This is a genomic window from Almyronema sp. (assembly GCF_052168255.1).
GTDB lineage: Bacteria > Cyanobacteriota > Cyanobacteriia > Phormidesmidales > Phormidesmidaceae > Sphaerothrix > Sphaerothrix epifaneia.
In genome coordinates this window covers 115,153-129,339 of record NZ_JBQLZL010000036.1, presented here as the reverse complement: position 1 = coordinate 129,339, position 14,187 = coordinate 115,153, and the positions used below count along the sequence as shown (strand labels likewise).

14 protein-coding genes are annotated in these 14,187 nt (G+C 50.6%); 5 read left to right on the top strand and 9 right to left on the bottom strand.

All coding sequences use genetic code 11. From position 1 onward, the window contains the following. Nucleotide 1: 1 nt before the first annotated feature. A complete protein-coding gene (locus ACTS3T_RS07890) occupies nt 2-766 on the bottom strand; it encodes an amino acid ABC transporter ATP-binding protein (protein WP_377967590.1) in 765 nt (254 codons plus the stop codon). A 249-nt stretch (nt 767-1,015) separates the two neighbouring features. Here ACTS3T_RS07890 and ACTS3T_RS07885 point away from each other — a divergent pair, with 249 nt between their 5' ends. Both ACTS3T_RS07885 and ACTS3T_RS07880 read left to right on the top strand, forming a co-directional pair. Further along, nucleotides 1,016-1,849 (top strand): basic amino acid ABC transporter substrate-binding protein, encoded by an 834-nt coding sequence (locus ACTS3T_RS07885; protein ID WP_377967588.1) that lies wholly within the window; start codon nt 1,016-1,018, stop codon nt 1,847-1,849. 137 nt (nt 1,850-1,986) lie between these two features. Next, nucleotides 1,987-2,622 (top strand): flavin reductase family protein, encoded by a 636-nt coding sequence (locus tag ACTS3T_RS07880; protein ID WP_377967586.1) that lies wholly within the window; start codon nt 1,987-1,989, stop codon nt 2,620-2,622. A gap of 190 nt (nt 2,623-2,812) precedes the next feature. On the opposite strand, the gene ACTS3T_RS07875 is transcribed toward ACTS3T_RS07880, so the two are convergent. Beyond that, nucleotides 2,813-4,306: a high affinity choline transporter 1 gene (locus ACTS3T_RS07875; protein ID WP_377967584.1), complete on the bottom strand. Its 1,494-nt coding sequence runs from the start codon at nt 4,304-4,306 to the stop codon at nt 2,813-2,815. Between the two features lie 225 nt (nt 4,307-4,531). Here ACTS3T_RS07875 and ACTS3T_RS07870 point away from each other — a divergent pair, with 225 nt between their 5' ends. Then, a complete protein-coding gene (locus tag ACTS3T_RS07870; protein ID WP_462934901.1) occupies nt 4,532-5,278 on the top strand; it encodes a methyltransferase domain-containing protein in 747 nt (248 codons plus the stop codon). A 38-nt stretch (nt 5,279-5,316) separates the two neighbouring features. Beyond that, entirely contained in the window at nt 5,317-5,907 is a 591-nt protein-coding gene (locus tag ACTS3T_RS07865; protein ID WP_377967580.1) for a DUF924 family protein, read from the top strand. A gap of 28 nt (nt 5,908-5,935) precedes the next feature. Here the strand turns inward: ACTS3T_RS07865 and ACTS3T_RS07860 are convergent, their stop codons facing one another. The 4 genes from ACTS3T_RS07860 to ACTS3T_RS07845 form a co-directional block, all read right to left on the bottom strand. Further along, a complete protein-coding gene (locus tag ACTS3T_RS07860; protein ID WP_377967578.1) occupies nt 5,936-6,925 on the bottom strand; it encodes an aldo/keto reductase in 990 nt (329 codons plus the stop codon). 50 nt (nt 6,926-6,975) lie between these two features. Continuing rightward, the gene (gene uraD, locus ACTS3T_RS07855; protein ID WP_377967576.1) at nt 6,976-7,473 is read right to left on the bottom strand and encodes a 2-oxo-4-hydroxy-4-carboxy-5-ureidoimidazoline decarboxylase; all 498 of its coding nucleotides are present in this window, start codon (nt 7,471-7,473) and stop codon (nt 6,976-6,978) included. Continuing rightward, nucleotides 7,473-8,636: an FAD-dependent urate hydroxylase HpxO gene (gene hpxO, locus ACTS3T_RS07850; RefSeq protein WP_377967574.1), complete on the bottom strand. Its 1,164-nt coding sequence runs from the start codon at nt 8,634-8,636 to the stop codon at nt 7,473-7,475. The genes uraD and hpxO overlap by 1 nt, the downstream gene beginning before the upstream one ends. Before the next feature lie 313 nt (nt 8,637-8,949). Then, nucleotides 8,950-10,809, bottom strand: coding sequence for an iron uptake porin (locus ACTS3T_RS07845; protein ID WP_377967572.1), 1,860 nt, complete (start codon nt 10,807-10,809; stop codon nt 8,950-8,952). A 455-nt stretch (nt 10,810-11,264) separates the two neighbouring features. On the opposite strand from ACTS3T_RS07845, the gene ACTS3T_RS07840 reads away from it, so the two are divergent. Further along, complete coding sequence (locus tag ACTS3T_RS07840) at nt 11,265-12,674, top strand: uracil-xanthine permease family protein (RefSeq protein WP_377967570.1); 1,410 nt, start codon at nt 11,265-11,267, stop codon at nt 12,672-12,674. A 41-nt stretch (nt 12,675-12,715) separates the two neighbouring features. On the opposite strand, the gene ACTS3T_RS07835 is transcribed toward ACTS3T_RS07840, so the two are convergent. The 3 genes from ACTS3T_RS07835 to ACTS3T_RS07825 form a co-directional block, all read right to left on the bottom strand. After that, nucleotides 12,716-13,027, bottom strand: coding sequence for a hypothetical protein (locus ACTS3T_RS07835; protein WP_377967568.1), 312 nt, complete (start codon nt 13,025-13,027; stop codon nt 12,716-12,718). A gap of 88 nt (nt 13,028-13,115) precedes the next feature. Further along, on the bottom strand, nt 13,116-13,328 hold the full coding sequence (locus tag ACTS3T_RS07830; RefSeq protein ID WP_377967566.1) for a hypothetical protein: 213 nt from the start codon (nt 13,326-13,328) through the stop codon (nt 13,116-13,118). Nucleotides 13,329-13,514: 186 nt separating this feature from the next. Beyond that, on the bottom strand, nt 13,515-14,063 hold the full coding sequence (locus tag ACTS3T_RS07825; protein WP_377967564.1) for a hypothetical protein: 549 nt from the start codon (nt 14,061-14,063) through the stop codon (nt 13,515-13,517). Nucleotides 14,064-14,187 lie beyond the last annotated feature (124 nt).

Sequence of the window (14,187 nt, the reverse complement as noted above, 5' to 3'; positions counted from 1 at the left end):
CCTAACCCACTTCGGCCATACTCATGCGGCTGAGAAAGGCTTGCAGGCGATCGCTTTTAGGATTGCTCAACACTTCGCGAGCATTGCCTTCTTCTTCAACCTGGCCTTTGTTGAGAAAAAAGACCCGGTTAGCAACGCCTTTGGCAAAGTGCATTTCGTGGGTAACGACAACCATTGTCATGCCTTCTTCGGCCAGTTGCTTCATCACCAGCAAAACTTCGCCCACCAGTTCTGGATCGAGGGCGCTCGTTGGCTCGTCAAACAGCATAATTTCAGGTTGCATACAGAGCGAACGGGCGATCGCCACCCGCTGTTTTTGCCCGCCTGAGAGCTGGTCAGGAAAGACTCTGGCTTTTTCTGACAGACCCACTTTGTCTAAGTAAAATTCAGCAGTTTCTCGACTTTCCCTCTTAGACTTGCCTAACACCTTGCGCGGCGCTAACGAAAGATTGTCAATCACGCTCATGTGAGGAAACAAATTGAACTGCTGAAATACCATGCCCACCTTGGCTCGTAGCTCTAGCAGGTATTTGCGGCTGAGGTCAGACTTAGATAGATCAATACCGTTGACAACTAGCTGGCCACCGTTGATTTGCTCTAGCCGATTAAAGCAGCGCAACAGCGTACTTTTGCCACAGCCCGAAGACCCAATAATCGCCACCACTTCGCCCTTGTGAATTTGCCCGCTAATACCCCTCAGTACGTGTAGCGATCCATAATATTTTTCTAAATTGCGGAACAAAATGGCTGGCATATCATTGGGCATAGCGTCAGCATCCTCGAAAAAATAGGCACTCGCAATAAGCTGGCAGCTAGCATAGCACCCTGATTACCCTCATACCGTATTTGCGTTAACGACTGTGATACTTATCGTCTGGAAATTGGCTTAAATCATGGCTTCTGTATGCTAGCTGGCTGCATCCGATCGCAAGAACGCGATAGGACATTAAGGGCGATCGCGTTTAGAATGCTTACTTAACCAAAACTTAACGGTGAGGAGACTTAGACAAAATCCATGTTGAATATCAGCCGATCTCGCTTTGTCAAAGGATTTGCGCTAGGGCTGAGTGCATCTCTGGTCTTAGCAGCCTGTGGTGGCGGGAGTGAACCAACTACCAGTGAGGCGGGGGACGCTACCAGTGACAGTGCTGGCGGCACCCTGCGCGTAGCCACAGAACCCGCTTTTCCGCCCTTTGAATCTCAGTCCGCCTCAGGGGATCTAGAAGGCTTTGACATTGACCTGATGACAGCCATTGGCGAAGAAGCCGGACTGACGGTGGAGTTTGAAAGTTTGCCCTTTGACGGCATTATCCCCGCTTTGCAGGCAGGCACGGTAGATGCTGCCATTAGCGCAATTACCATCACCCAGGAACGCGAAGAAACGGTTGATTTCTCGCGACCTTACTTTGTTGCAGGGCTGGCGATCGCCGTCCGTGAAGACGCCCCCGAAGCGGTCGCCTCGCTAGAAGATTTAGAAAACAAAAGAATTGCGGTGCAAATTGGCACCACCGGGGCTGAAAAAGCCGCCGAAATTCCGGGCGCTACGATTACAACTTTCGACTCCGCACCGCTAGCGCTACAAGAACTGGCAAACGGCAATGTTGACGCCGTCATCAACGATGCACCTGTAACCTTAGATGCGATCGCCTCTGGCAACCTCCAAGGACTAGAAGTGGTCGGCGAACTGCTTACAGAAGAGTTTTATGGCATCGCCCTGCCCAGCGACTCTGAAAATGTAGAGGCTGTCAACGAAGCTCTTGGCACCCTGATTGAAAACGGTACCTACGCTGAAATTTACCGTAAATGGTTTGATGCTGAGCCGCCAGAGCTACCAGAATCAGCCTTATAACAGAGCGCAGACCTCAGCACTCAATGCTGAAATTAAGCAGGCGGGCACTGTCTTTAGATGGCGCAGCCCTTTAGGGTACAGTGTCCGTCCTGCCTTTGCGGCTTAATTTTGCCAATCTCGCTTCTGGTGATTTGCCCATGACTTCGGCACAGCCTGCCATGCTTTCGTTTGTTCCTGCCGAAATGGAGGAGCCAGCGCCTTACCACTTACTCACCAGCGTGGTGGCTCCCCGCCCCATTGCCTGGGTTTCCACCCTCAGCGCTGAGGGAATTCCCAATCTAGCGCCCTATTCTTTTTTTAATGCCGTTGCTGGATTTCCGCCCACCATTATGTTTTCGGTTGCCTATCGACGGCGATCGCCGCAGGAAAAAGACACGCTGCGCAACGTTAAAGCTATCCCTGAATTTGTTTGCCACGTTGCCGATGAGTCCTTAGCCGCAGCAATGGTGAAAACGGCGACTGAATGGCCCTACGGCGTTAATGAGTTTGAGCAAACCCAGCTAAAAGCGGTTGCCTCAGTAGATGTGCGCCCCCCCAGAGTAGCCGCCGCAACCGTGGCCATGGAGTGCAAAGTTACTCAGTTGGTACCCGTAGAAGGGGCAACAAACGTCATGGTTCTCGGAGAGGTGCTGCGATTTCATATTCGACCAGATCTGTATCGAGATGACTTGGGCTTAGTCGATACTGTGAAGATGCAGCCTATCACCCGCATGGGTGGCCCGGTTGAATACGCCAAAATTGGCGAAAAAGTTTGTCTAGAAAGACCCAGCTAATACAGCCAAAGACAGAAGGCTGAGGGCAGAAAGAAAGCTGTTCTGTCAGCGGCTGGCAGCCATTGAAGGCTCTCAACGCTGGTAGCCACCGCGATGATAGCCCAGAGATGCTGCCAAGCGTTGCACCAAAGCAGCATCCCTAACAAAATTGACTCAGACATAGTGGCTGAATTAACTATTATACAGACGCCTAGCTAAGTTGCTGAAGCTGGCGTTCAGGCACATCTGCTGTAGCTGTTGCCCCTTTGTACGTTAGGTGGGAAATAACGACAAACGCAACCAGCCCAATCAGCGGACTGAGCAAGGTAGGAATGCCATCAAACTCTGCGGTAAACAGCGAATTGGGAAGATAAAACAGCGTATTTTCAATGCCAAATGTGGTGGGCATCAGCGCAAACAGAGTCAGACGGGTGATTGAACCTAAAACAATGCAGGCCAAAGCCCCTTCACGCGTTGCTTTGGGCCAAAATAATCCCCCCGCTAAAGGAACTAATAAGCCCGCAAACCCCATATCAAAAGCCAGCAGCAGCAAAACCCCTGTTTGCGGTACCCGCAAGGCAAAGAAAACGCCGAGCAGCGTAACCACGACTGCCATAACTCGCGTCAGCAATAGCAGCTTATCTCCCTCAGCATGATGGTCGTCATGACGAATGCCCAAAACATTGTGAGCCATGACTGAAGATGTCCCCAAAATGGCACCATCTGCCGTTGAAAGCGAAGCAGAAAGAATGGCGGCAATAACCAGTAAGCCTAAAACAGGCGGCACCACCCCCTGCAATAGCGCATACAGCAACGGCCCATCGGGCGTGATGCCTGCTTGCTCCAAAATACGCGGGGCTGAAAGCGCCATGATCGAAAAAGGTACACCAATTAGCAACGTGCCGAAAGAACCAATAAAGCAAGCTCTCTGAGCCGTTTCAGGGCTATCTGCAGCAAAGACACGCGCCATAAAATCAATAGCGACGATATCGCCCAAACCCAAAGCCAGCAACGTTGCCCAGTTGATCAAAGCACCGGAAGCGGGGTTGGTAAGCTGCTCAAACGCCAACGGCCCCATACCGGGAGGCATGTCTAGCCCAAAGGTAGTACCTAGAAAGGCAAACAATAAGAGTGAGCCAACCAGGGCAATCAACACTTGAATAGCATCGGTATAGGCCACAGCAAATAAGCCACCGCTAGCCGTGTAGATAAAAACCACCGTGGCAATTAGCATCACCCCTGCTAAGTAGCTGGTGCCTAAAAAGGCTTGAAACAAATAGCCGCCTGCGACCAGGTTGCCTGCCAGCAAAAACGAAAAGCTCAGCACCATCACAATAGAGGCGACAAATTCAGTGATGCGTCCATATTTCACCCGGTAAAAGTCGGGTAAAGTAATTAGCCCCATCCGGTTTAAAGGCTTGGCAAAAAACAGCGCCGTTAAAAACAAACACAGCGCTAGACCAACGGGCAGCGATGCACCTGCCCAAAAGCCAAATTCAGCCGCCAAATCGGTATTGCCTAGCGTTGCATTTGAATCTACCGATTGTGCCATCAGCGTTGCTGCCGCCAAGGGCAACACTAAACCGCGCCCTGCAACTAGGTAGTTGACACTGTCGCCTTTAATCTGTTTAGCGGCCCAAACCCCTACCCCTAGGGTGGCAAACAGAAAAAGTAAAACGCCCCAAAAAAGCACTTTGTCGCCCATAATCCCCCTTTTTACGCTTCAGCCCCAGCGCAAAGGAGCCTTCTCTGACTACGACCTCTTGCGCTTTAAACTGAGCAGACTCGTCAGCATAAAAACAAGTTAAAGAAAGCGACCGAGTCAAGCTGTATTTAAAGGGACGTTTTCACCCAGGTTGGCCTAGTTAGCTACTTGACCAGCCCATCGTTTTTAATAGAAAAGTGGTTTGGAAGCTAGAGACTAGCGGCTATGAATTCTGGCTTAGCTGATGCTTATCGCGAAGATCTTGCCTATATTCACGATGTCGGGTTCGATCGCTATGTGCTGCAGTCAATTCCAGAGATTTTAACAATCCTCAAATCTGTTCAAGTGCCGGGAGATTGGGTGCTGGATCTAGGCTGTGGCAGTGGCCTGTCAACCCAGGCTTTGGTGGCTGCGGGGTACAAGGTAATGGGAGTAGATATCTCTGCGGCGATGATTGCGATCGCCCGCCAGCGAGTCCCCCAAGCGACCTTTAAAGTTGATTCGCTGTTTAAAGTTGAGTTGCGACCCTGTCGAGCCGCGATCGCCATTGGCGAGTGCCTTAACTACTGCTTCGACCCTGACAACGACGCTCAAACGCTACAGGACTTTTTTCGGCGGGTGTATGCAGCGCTGTGTGCCGAGGGTTTTCTAATTTTTGATTTGCTAGAAGCCAATCCGCCAGCAGAGACTCAGCCTGTGCAGGGATTTAGAGAAGGGGAAGATTGGCTAGTGCTATTCGAAAAAATACAAAACCAAGCCCAAACGCTGCTGAAGCGACGGATCATTACCTTTCGGCAAGTCGGGGAAGCGTATCGGCGGGATGAAGAAATTCACTACCAGCGTCTTTACCCCAGCAGCGCCATTAAAGACTGGTTAGCAGCAGCTGGCTTTGTCGTCACCCTAGCAGATAGCTACGGCATCTTTCAGCTACCGCCCCATCACCGTGCCTTTATTGCTCGCAAACCTGCATAAGCTAGAGAAGGGCTAACGGTAAATTTCCGCCTTTAGACATGAACGCCACTCCTGCCGTTGACATCTTGAATTTTTGGTTTGGCAACCCTGCTGATCCGGACAGCGACTACGGTCAGCAGCGGCGCATCTGGTTTCAAAAACAGGCTGCCTTTGATCAGCAGGTGCGGCAGCAGTTTCTAGCTAGCTACGAACAGGCTCGTCAAGGCACCTATCAAAACTGGAGGCAAACACCTCAAGGAACGCTGGCGCTGGTGATATTGTTCGATCAGTTTCCTCGCCATATGTTTCGCGGTACGCCTCAGAGTTTTGCGACCGATGCCCTGGCGCTTTCTACCGCTCAGTCGGCGATCGCTCAAGGAAGCGATCGCCCTTTGCTACCCGTTGAGCGACTGTTTCTCTATTTGCCCTTTGAACACAGCGAAAACCTAGAGCATCAAAACCAATCTGTGGCGCTATTTGAAGCCTTAGTGCAGCAAGCCCCTGATCTACAATCAACCCTAGATTATGCCTATCGCCACCGCGAGGTGATTGCCCGCTTTGGCCGCTTTCCCCATCGCAATGCCATTTTAGGGCGCGATAGCACTGCCGCAGAACTCGCCTTTTTGCAGCAGCCCGGTTCTCGCTTTTAGGCGATCGCCGCTTGAGGTCAGATCAACATTAAGTCCAAGCGTGGTAAAAGGTGAGATCTGGCCACTGGCTGGCGGTGCGTTGAGCGATCGCGGCCATTGTGTTTTCATCTAGCGGCTGAAACTGGCGAGCAGCCCTCACGTTTTGCTCTAGCTGTTCCACATTTTCGGCAGCTACCGTACAAGCGTGAACCCCCGGTACCGAGAGGCTGTATCCCAAAGCCTGTTCAAAGCTATCGAGCAAGCCCGGTTGTAGCAAGCGCCCATAGGCTGGTACTTTCATCGCGATCGTGCCAACGTTTTGCGCTTGGGTAACGGGCAGCACCGTAGCGATAAAAGAGTCAGGATGATGCACCTCAGCCGCATTGACAGGAATGAGCGTCGTATCAAACGGATAGCGTTGCAGCCCTTCAACAATCACAGCCGCATCGTGATGTCCGGTAATGCCCGCTAGCCGAATCACCCCCTGGGCTTTGGCTTCTTCAATCGCTTGAATGGCTCCTTGATCGCTAAAAATTTCGGCAATTTCTTCTGTAAAAGAGACGTGGTGCAGTTGCCACAAGTCTAGATAGTCGGTATTTAAGCGCGTTAGCGAACGTTCTAATTCGCGCCATGCACCATCGCGATCGCGAGCCGCTGTCTTACTGGCAATAAACAACTGATCGCGAAAAGGCGGCAACACCTGCCCTAAGTTTTCTTCGCTAGGGCCATAGCTTGCGGCTGTGTCAAAATAGCGAATCCCCAGTTGCAAAGCGCCTTCAATTAAAGCGCGCGCCTCTGTTTCTTTACCCATTTGAGACAGCGGCGTTCGTCCGGCTCCACCTAAGCCGAAAATGGGGAGTGTGGCTGAACTGTTGCCTAGCGGACGGGTGGGAATAGGCTCGGTTTCAGGCAGGGGCTGGGATTGAGTAGTTTGGAGATCTGGGCTGTCACTTTGCCCTAAAACTCGACAGCCGACAATGCCACCTGCCACCACAGCGCCAGTCAGGAGAAAATTCCGGCGGGTGCTTTTGTTTGTCATGGTTTTTTGGGCTATGCGATCGCCAATTGCTTCTATTTTAACCAGCAGCGCTATTGCACCAAGGTGGCTAAGCGAAAGGCAGCAATTTGAGTAATCTCGGCGATCGCCTGCTGTCTTTCTTGGTCAGCACTGTGGTCTAAGCGCTGCTCAAACGCCTGCAAAATGCTCGCTTTGGTCTGGTTTTTGACCGCTACGATAAACGGAAAGCCAAACTTAGTTTTATACGCCTGATTGAGCTGATGAAAGCGCTCAAATTCTGCCGCTGAGAGGCGATTTAGCCCCACTCCGGCTTGCTCTTGAACTGAAGCTGCGGCCATCTGAGCTTTGCTACCCAGGTCAGGGTGGGCACGAATCAGCGCTAGCTGCTCAGCGGCTGACAAAGACTCCACAATCGTCACCATTTTTTGGTGTAGATCGGCTATCCCCGTAAACGGTCGCTGGTGCCAGACTTGAGCCGCGATCGCAGGCGTATCTTCAAAAACAGACCCCAGAACCGCTACAAACTCAGACTGGCTCATCTGATTGAGGGCTGTAACCGCATAAACCATTAACGTAGTGGCCCTTTGAGAATCGTCTTAGCGATCGCGCCCTTGATCGTGGTGCCATCTTCTTGGGCTAGGGAGGCGTACCACTGCTGGGTTTTATCCGGTGCTTTGCCGTGAATCATAGCGGCGCGTTCTCGCGCTTTGAGAATAATTTCAGCTACGCGGTCTTTACGAGCCAATTCATAGCGCTTAAGCGCATCGGCAACGCTGATATTAGTCGTCAATAGCAAGTTGCTCAAAACCCAGGCATCTTCCATGGCCTGACAGCCACCCTGACCTAAATCAGGGGCGGTGCTGTGTCCGGCATCCCCCAGCAGCACAATCCGGCCTTTGGCTAAGGTTTGCAGGGGTTCAATATCGTGGATTTCAACCCGGTTGGTTTTTTCGGGATCTAGCCGCTGAATCAGCCGCTGCACAGGCTCAGCCCAATCCTTAAAGTAGCCCGCGAGTTCCTCACGGTAGTTTTTAGCCTCATGGGGGGTGTCTTTGGGCAAAGGCACATCTAAAAAGAAATAAAAGCGATCGCCGCCGACAGGCATCATTGAAGCCCGCTGACCATCCCCAACATAGATCACCCAGCTATTTTTAGGGGCGAGGTCTTCGCTGGCAGGCACCAGCCCGTTCCAGTTGACATAACCCACATAGCGACGTTCAACCTTTTCGCCCAGCACATAGGTACGAATAATAGAGTGGGTGCCGTCTGCGCCGACTAAGACATCACCCGTTGCCCGACGGCCATCTTCAAAAATGGCGGTGGCGCTATCGGCGTCTTGCTCAACGGCCACGCATTTAGAATTAAGCTGCACCTGCTCAGCGCCATACGCGTCTAGCAGCATTTGTTGCAAATCGGTACGCGACACCGGGTAAGGACGCTGCCCTACCTGCTCAACAATAGAAGTAAGGCTAAAGTCAGTTAAGGTTTCGCCCGTTTTGGCAATATAGGCCATCCGATCCATCTGGCCGCCAATTTCAGCAATTTTGTCACCCAGCCCAAGGCGATTGAGCACCTTTACCCCATTTGACCACAGCGAAATACCCGCCCCGGCTGGGCGCAACTCTCGCACGCGATCGTAAATTTCCACTGTATAGCCAGCCTGACGCAGGGCGATCGCGGCGGTTAAACCTCCCATTCCAGCCCCGATGACAATAGCTTTCAGATTTTCCATCGCTTTTTACTCAGCTTGTTCAGCGCTTTGTGGGTCATTCTAAGCCTTGAGTAGGGGTGCCAACTGTCAGCGGGATACCCATTGGCCGCATTTGTACGGATCTATTTTTTATCGCTAAAGGCAGCTATAAACGTTTTTCGGCAAGCGGCTAGCAGCGATCGCTAAAGGCAAAGCGCCAAGACAGAAGGGCAACTTTTCTGGCAGCGGCTGGCAGCAAGTTAAACGTCTCAACCTCGGTGCGACAGTTCTCGCAACCCAAGAAACCGGGTTTCTGACGGTACCCTGTCAAAAACCCAGTCCCCAATCTCAGCAGTTAGAAGAAAAACTGCGTTTGCAGGTTCAGCACATAAATGTCGGGGTTGTCGCTAAAGTTGTTGGCATTGCCTATCCAGTAAAAGGACGGCACAATCGCCATGTAATCATTTAGCGGATAGCGATAGGTCACTTCAAGCTCTTCTTGAATGCCGCCGTTACCGCCCCCAGAAACGAGAAAATCGCGGCCATCCAAAACTGAAAAGGGTCTGAGATAGGAAATAGTCGCCAAGGCTCCTTGCTTCAACAAATTAGGAAAAGCAACCCCTAGCTGAATCGACTGGGCATTAATCTCGCCACGGCCAATCCCGGCGGCTGCCGGATAGAGATCTGTACTGCCATAGCTATAACGGCCAAATAGTCCCAGCCAATCAGTGACCAGCCAGTCGAAATTGAACAAAAACGTATCGGCAGCCGCAGCGTTGAGCGCTCCCCCCTGACCATCATCCGCAAAGCCATATAGAGGTTCGCTCAAGGCTCCGCCCACTAACCCAGCCGCATTGGGCTGAAAACTGGTGCGGGTGTAGAGAAAACGCAGGTTCAAATCGTCAAAGGGCGTTACCCCTAGCTGCGCTGTCAGCGTATTGGTGCCGCCAAATAGCCCCCGGTTGGGGTCGCCAGCGGGAGGCTGAGTGGGCAAAAACTCAGTACTTTCATTCATGTAGGCTAGGCGTAAATCTAGCCAATCAGTAATGTCAAACAGGGCTACCGCTCCTGCGCCGCGATCGACAGCATTCACTTGAGTACCACCGCTAGAGTTAAAGCTGTTAGCGCCTGTGACTAAAAAGGTAAAGCGGTTGTTGTCAAAGTAGCGGTACCAGTTAATTCGGGGGCCAATCACTAACTGCAAGCGATCGCCCACCGGAAAAGCATACGACAGCTCTCGCAAAACCGGGACGTTGTTGTCAATTCCGCCTCTTTGCAGCGGAAAGGGCACACCAAAGGTATTAAACAGGCCAGCAGAAGCAAAAGCGTTAGCTGAGGCGTTGCCACTACCAACCGCCATCTGTAGCGTTAGCAAATCAGCGCCGCTAAAGGAAGTATCAAAGTTGATCCAGGCCAGGTAGCTAAAGGTCGTGGCTGGATCATCTGCAATTGTTCGCACAACCGGATCGCCCGTGGCCGGATCACGCGCTGGCACAAAGACGTTGATGCCCTCTGCCTTGATGTCTCCATCCGCAAATGCTGTATTCAAATGGGCAAAAACAATTCCTCTAAGCTTAGTCGTTGTCGAAAATTGACTGGCTTCGAGAAAAGCTGTCCGCGTCTCTAAGCCATCAACTTCAGCCCGCAGATTGGTCAGTTCGGCAGCAAACTGCTCTTGCAATCGCTGCACCGTGCCCAGCAAATCGGCATCTTCTCCGGTTGAAATGACTTGCACAATATTGTCTAAACAGGCATTTAGCCCTGCCGCAAATTCGTAGCGTGTCAATGCCCGTTCGCCGCGAAAGGTGGAATCTGGATACCCTTCTAGACAGAGATATTCTTCAACCAGGCGGCGCAAAGCTTCGTAAGCCCAGTCTCCCGGCGATACATCAGAAAGTTCAGAAACGCTGGTAACTTGCGCTAAGTCACCTTCCAGTCCAAAACCGAGCAAATCGATCGCCGCATTACTATCAGCTTCGGCTGGCAAGTTAAGGTCAGAAATTGAGGATATTGTCTCGATTTCTTGACTTAATTCTGCTGCCGTATCATTGGCGATCGCAGTGGTTTCATCGGTTATCGACTCAGCATCAATCGTTTCAGAGGCGATCGCCACTTGAGAAAAACTACTGAGCCATAAACCCAAACCCCAAACCAGTAGCCAGCGCAAAGCGACAGGAGGATAAACACCCTCCCCTAAGGCTTCTTTAGCAAACATCTCAAAACCTCACACCACAGATTAGGTATTAGAAATTACCAGCATCTATACAGAGCAAGCGTAACAAAGAGAACAGTTTGAAAAATACTTTGCGTAATACTTAAGATGTTCTTAATAGAAGATTCAAACGACACCAAAAGCTGATAAGCTACCTCAAAATGATCGCAATCTTTAATCTTCAAGCGCTTTTAGAAGCTTGCCCTACAGGCGAATTCATGGGTTTACACACGCTCTCTAGCGCAGTTTTTACCTGCTGACACTTTGCGCCAAAATGCCGTAATGTCTTTCAGCCTATTAAACTGCTGTAGCGATTAGCGCTTGCTGAAAAACAGAATATTTCAGGGTGATTGCGTTAACCAAAAAATGTTTTGCAGTCACTTAGAAGCAAAAGATTGTGTCCTCAAAACCGGGCGAAAACTTCAAACTTTTGGTGCAGCAAGAGGGCTAAATAAGCTATGTCCAGTGGCGAAAAACTTCATTTAGAAACAGCCCAGGCTGAACAACCCGTAGCCGCAGAAGCTGTTGTTCCATCTGATTTAATTTACGGTTTAGAAGATAGACCTCCTGTACGCGAAGCTATTTTTGCAGCTTTACAACATGTTTTAGCCAGCTTCATTGGCATTATTACGCCATCGCTCATTATTGGGGGAGCGCTGGGCTTGCCGCCTGAAACAGCAGCTTATTTAGTCAGTATGTCGCTGTTTGTTTCGGGTATTGCCACTTTTATTCAAGCCAAGCGAGTTGGGCCAATTGGCTCTGGCTTGCTCAGCATTCAAGGAACCAGCTTTGCTTTTATTGGGCCAATTCTGGCGGTTGGGGGGGGCGCGGTCGCAGCAGGAGCCGAACCCACCCAAGCGCTGGGTCTTATTTTTGGCATGTGCCTGGTGGGTTCATTTATTGAAATGATCTTTAGCCGCTTCCTGCACCTGGCTAGCCGTGTGATTACGCCGCTTGTAACGGGCACAGTCGTCACGCTGATTGGGCTAACGCTGATTAACGTCGGTATTACCGCCGTAGGTGGGGGGCCATTAGCCAGAGAAGCCGGAACCTATGGCAGTCCTCAAAATTTGATTTTGGCAGCCCTGGTTTTGGTAACCATTATTTTGCTCAACAGTAGCCGCAACTCTTTTTTACGCATGGCTTCCATTGCCATTGGGTTAATCATCGGCTACCTCGTCTCTATCTTTATGGGGCTAGTTGACTTGAGCAACCTGTTAGGCGGTGGCCCTATCTTTGCCTTGCCCATCCCTTTTCGCTTTGGCTTTGGCTTTGAGATTGCGGGCTTTATTCCCTTTGCCTTTTTATATCTGATCACGACCATTGAGTCGATTGGTGACTTAACGGCGACATCTTCAATCACCGGAGAACCCATTCGAGGTGAAGTCTATTTTCGGCGCATTAAGGGGGGTGTCTTAGGCGACGGAGTCAACTCCTTTTTAGCTGCCTGCTTTAATACCTTCCCTAACACCACTTTCAGCCAAAACAATGGGGTCATCCAGTTGACAGGCATTGGTAGCCGTTATGTGGGTTATTTTATTGCCGGCATTTTTGTGCTGCTTGGCTTGTTTCCCGTAATTGGTTCAGTCTTACAAGCCATTCCTCAACCCGTATTGGGTGGAGCCACTTTGATCATGTTTGGCACCGTGGCAGCAGCAGGCATCAAAATTTTGTCAACGGTCAACTTTACCAAGCGATCGGCAATTATTCTGGCAACGTCTTTGGCTTTGGGCTTAGGTGTTACCTTTTCTCCAGATTTGCTAGATGCCATGCCACCGTTGGTCAAAAGCATCTTTTCATCGGGTATTTCTACAGGTGGGCTTTCCGCCTTGCTGCTTAATATCGTCTTACCAGGCCCCAGGGACTAAGCACAGCGCAACCCTGCCACCTAACGTTGTTTGTGCGCCAACTAGCTGGCCGCCGCTAGTTTAGCAACTAGCGGCGTTCGTTCCATAGCTGGGGAGGGAAAGGGAGACTCTTGAGGGGTGGGTGACAGGGGAGGTTCTGCCGGAGTAGGCGGAATGGCAGGTTCCTCTGGTGGAGACGGAATCGTAGGAGGTTCCTCTGGGGGGTTGCTGGGAGGTTCTTCTGGCGGGAACGCTGGTTGCTCAGGTGGAGAAGGCAACGTGGGAGGTTCTTGAGGAGGCAGATTGGGCGACTCAGGCGGTGGCTCAGGAACGCCGGGAAAGGGAGGTGATTCGCTGTTGAGGGTTGAGGACATAAAAGTCAGCCATGAAGTGAGGATTGCGGGCAGACGCAAAAGGTAGCCCCGTCCCTGAGAACGAGGCTGAAGGGAAACAATTTGGCGATTAAGCGTTAGTTGAAGTGGAATTTGTAGCGGCGGTGTCTGTTTCTTCAGACTGCGTATCGATATCGCTTCTGGTCATTTGCTGAGCCATTTCGTAGTCTGAGTCGAAGTCTACTTCAAGGGCATTGTCTTTATCAGCCAGCATTGATTCAGCGACGGCTTTGGCATCTTGAGTAGAAGCGGTATCCGGATTAGATTCAACTTTCTCTTTCATGTGAACTCCGTTGCTAGATTTATGGGGGTCTAGCGATAGGTTGATTTCTCCAATCTACTCATTTGCTTTGCTGCTGATACTGGCTGAAAGGAAGATTTCGACAATTCTCGATCTCATTCCCTAGAAACGCTTAAGTGCCTATTTAGATAGAGACACTTTTGAGTAATAGATAGTTATTGTCAGAAGCTACTTGGCTCTGTACTTCACCAGCAAGTCGTCCAGGGTTTTCTTCAACGCTTCGGTTTTGACAAAAATATGATTCTCAAACGCTTGCGGCCATTTCACCTGATCTAAGCTGGCAACAGGCTCAGGCAAGTAGGGCTGATCCGCACGGGTGCAGTACATTCCCCAGATGGTAGCTGAAGTCATAAACTCAATAAACTCTGGAGGAAACTCACCACCATCCATCAAATGCGCCTTAGTTTTGAGAATTTCAATAATCTCGTCGTTATGACTTTTAAACAAGGTAATAATATCTTGGTTAACTTCTTCAAGTTTTCCTTGAAGCCAGAGAGGATAAATTTTTGAGTTGAGTTTTAATGAAGCATAAATCGGCCCATAAAATTCTTCTATTTGGCGTTTTCTAAACTCTAAATCGGCTTCAGTAAGTAATCTTTCTTTGTGCAAAGCTTTTTGCAACCCGGCTTCAATTACTTTTTCAGCAGAAAACTTGAGAAAGGTACCCGCCCCCAAAGCACTAGCTAAAAAAACGCCCAGTATCTGAACCAGATCCATCTGCCACCCCCTCTGCGTTAAACGCTATTTAGCCTGACGAATACTTTAGCAGCAGAGTTGGTAGCGGTTGGTAGCGATCGCAGAATCAACGCCAATACCTAAATTGAGAGGATAGGGTGGGCTA